Here is a 3,364-nt window from a genome sequence, read left to right as displayed (position 1 = left end):
TCGCTACTGCGAACGTCAGCGCTTCATTGCGGGCGGTGTATAGCGGTCGGGCAACCGGAAGGCCTTCGTCATCTACCCAAATCTCAATGTCGTCACCCACCTTGGTCCTCAGCGGCGCGGTGACGTCGCCGGTGCGTTCGGCCCCGGCGGCAAACCATCGGGCAGGAACCGTGACCGTCGGGCTCTCAAGGCTACGGCGAGGGTGACTTTCCCCGATGACAGTCGCGGTCACCGGGCGGCGAGTTTGGACTTGCTCGGCGTAGAGGCGGCTACGAGAATCATGGACCGCGGTGCCCACGGCGGCACCGATAGGCACGGCGATCAGCGACGCCGCAACGGCTAACACCAAGATCAGCGCCTCCACCCGGTCCGTCGTGCGTATCAGCGGGTTGCGCCCAAACAGCCGCCCGAACAGCCTCCGCGGCAAGGGCACGGTGAAGGTCTCCATCGCAGCGTCATGACCTGGCCGGCGGTCCGCGATCGGTTGACGATCGGGGTCTGAGGTGGACATCGAACATTTCCTGTCGCAGGGTCGGCGTGGGTTTGAGTTATCGCGCGACGAACGAATGGCGCCACCAGTCGTCACTCAAACCCAGCCCTTTGAGTTGGCAACTTTGATGATCGCGCGGATGGGCGTGGCAAGCTTTGCCGCAGCCAGACAACGACGCTGCCCCGCTTTGTCGGGTTGCGACAGCGCCTTCGATTCAATCGGTGTCGGTAGCCGCGAGTTCTATCATCATGGCCAGCCGCTTCCTGGCATCGCCTAACGGCAGATTGGTGATCTCGGCCATCTTGCGCAGCCGGTAACGCACCGTATTCTCGTGCACTCCCAGCCGTTCACCGGCCTCGGCCGGGTCGCCCTGGGCCTCCAGCCATGCCCGGAGCGTGGCCACATAATCGGTCCCGTTAGCGCGGTCCTGGCGGCCTAGCTCGGCCACCGGCCCACGAGATGGCGACCGGCCTGAGCGCGCCGCGGTGCGCAACCGCTGCAACAGGATGTCAGCCCATGACTCGTCATAGACCGGAGGCGTGGCCGCGGGGGAAACCTCATGCAGCGCAAGACATTCCTCGGCCTCCTGACGTGCAGCGGCGAGCTCTGTCACCTCAGCCGCGCCACTTACGCCGGCCAACACCGTCACCTGTTCGGGGAGGGCCGCTCGCAGACCGGTAACCCAGCGCCGCGCCGTCGCCGCTTGCCCGCCGGGAAGCAGCGTGTAAACGATATTGCCCGCCAAAGCGCTGCGTCCCGGCCGTGACCAGCCGAACCCAGTGGTGGCACGCTCGAACGCCAACAACAGAGCGGCATCGCGCTCATTGCCGATGAAAGCCTGCAGCGCAATAACCCTCAAACCTTCGTGCGGCAGACCCAGCCTGCTTGCCACCATGGCGGCATCGGCCGTGCCCTCCAGCAACCGAATCACCAGCTCGGATTCGACTTGGCGCTCCAAATCCGCGCTGGCCCGCGAGCGTAGAAGATGCAGGGCCACCGTGTGCGCACCATCGGCCAAGGCGGTACGCGCCGCTTCGTCCAGCGGCGCCGAACACGCCACCCACACCGACCCGATCAGCTCACCCCCGGAACGCACTGCCACAACCATGCGACCGATCAAGCCGTGTTGGGGGTCCGCGGGGACAAACAGCGGCTCGTCGGAGACCGCCAGGTGTGCGAATACGCCCCGCGCGTCAAACAATGCGCGCAGCTGCTCCGGTGTCTGTCTTTCCAGAATCGTCTGCACCCGTGCCGCGTCGGCATGTTGCTGGGGTTTCGAATACGCCAACACCCGCAACAGGCGATCGTGAATGACGACTGAACTGCCGATGGCGTCCGCCAGGCTATCGGCCAGGGCGAACAGATCCGTTGGGCCACGCCCGGATTCAGTCTCGCGGCCCTCCAGCACCAGCCCGTAGACGACCGTAGCCACCTCGCTCCACGTGACCGTCCCGTCGACCACCATGACCGCGCCGACCTCGGCGTCACTGTCGAACGCGATCGGCTCCTCGCCGTCGCGAGCCAACACCACGACAGCACGCGCTGAAGCTGCCCACTGCACCGCTTCGCTAAGGCAGCCGGCACCGATGGCCAGCAATACATCGCCTACAACGCGATCCGGGGCAGCTTCGTGGATCACCACGCTGCGCAGCTCAGTCGACCTGGGCACCGACGACCAACGCAAACGGACTCCATAACCACCCAGCACGTTCACCAGGCGGTCCAACGTGATCACGAGCCGCTCCTAATGCCGAACTGGTAGCCAGCCTAACCAGGAGTCAAGCGGAGCGGTGCGGCTTAACGCGCCGACTCACTCCGGAGTGTGCGCCGCCGAGCCGATGGCGTCGCCGAGCGTGGCGAAGCCGCCGTCGTGCAGCCGCAACGCGATGCCGTCGTGAATCTGCTTGGCCCACAGGCCTCCTCCGTAGATGAAGCCCGTATATCCCTGCAGCAGCGACGCGCCCGCGGTGATCCGCTCCCAGGCGTCGTCCGCGGTCTCGATGCCGCCGACGCTGATCAGCACCAGACGGTCGCCGACACGGCTGTACAGCCGGCGCAGCACCTCGACGGCGCGGCGTGCCACCGGCGGACCGGAGATGCCGCCCGGGCCCAGCTCGTCGACGCCCGGCGTGTTCAATCCTTGCCGCGACACCGTCGTGTTGGTGGCGACGATGCCGGCCAGGCCGAGTTCGACTGCCAAATCCGCGATGTCGTCCACGTCGGAATCGGAAAGATCCGGCGCGATCTTCACCAGCACCGGCGTCGACGTCTCGGCGAGCACGGCCGACAGGATTGGCCGCAGCGACTCGACCGCCTGCAGATCACGCAGCCCTGGCGTGTTCGGCGAACTGACATTGACCACCAGGTAGGACGCCAGCGGGCCGACCAGCCGGGCGCTTGCCCGGTAATCGTCGACGGCCTGCCCGGCCGGCGTCGCCTTCGTCTTGCCGATGTTGACGCCGATCGGCACCTCGGGCCGTTGCCGCGAAAGCCGCATCGCCAGCGCGCCCGCACCGAGATTGTTGAAGCCCATCCGGTTCAGCAGGGCCCGGTCGGCCGGCAGCCGGAACATGCGCGGGGCGGGATTGCCGGGTTGCGGGTTCGCGGTGACGGTCCCGACCTCGGCATGCCCGAAACCGAGCGCACCCCAGGTGAGCAGCCCCAAACCGTCCTTGTCGAAGCCGGCCGCCAGTCCCAGTGGCCCGGCAAAGCGCACCCCGAACACCGTGCTGGCCAGCGCAGGATCCGTCGGGGCCAATAGCCTGCGCAGCAGCCGCCGCGTCCAGCCCACCGCGGTGGCACCGCGCAGTACGGCGAACACCAGTGTGTGAATCCGCTCGGGAGGGATCACGAAAAACAGCCGTAGCAGCAGGC

3 protein-coding genes are annotated in these 3,364 nt (G+C 66.8%); all 3 read right to left on the bottom strand.

Features of this window, described 5'->3' with window-relative positions; translation table 11 throughout:
• A partial coding sequence (locus tag A5652_RS09480; protein WP_156745242.1) for a hypothetical protein occupies positions 1–511 on the bottom strand: 511 nt, incomplete at its 3' end.
• Between the two features lie 193 nt (positions 512–704).
• The gene (locus tag A5652_RS09475; RefSeq protein ID WP_067349697.1) at positions 705–2,225 is read right to left on the bottom strand and encodes a CdaR family transcriptional regulator; all 1,521 of its coding nucleotides are present in this window, start codon (positions 2,223–2,225) and stop codon (positions 705–707) included.
• Positions 2,226–2,300: 75 nt separating this feature from the next.
• Positions 2,301–3,362, bottom strand: coding sequence for a quinone-dependent dihydroorotate dehydrogenase (locus A5652_RS09470; protein ID WP_067349694.1), 1,062 nt, complete (start codon positions 3,360–3,362; stop codon positions 2,301–2,303).
• Between the last annotated feature and the right edge of the window lie 2 nt (positions 3,363–3,364).

This window comes from Mycobacterium sp. 1165178.9, assembly GCF_001673555.1.
Lineage (GTDB): Bacteria > Actinomycetota > Actinomycetes > Mycobacteriales > Mycobacteriaceae > Mycobacterium.
This window is presented reverse-complemented; position numbering and strand designations above follow the sequence as displayed.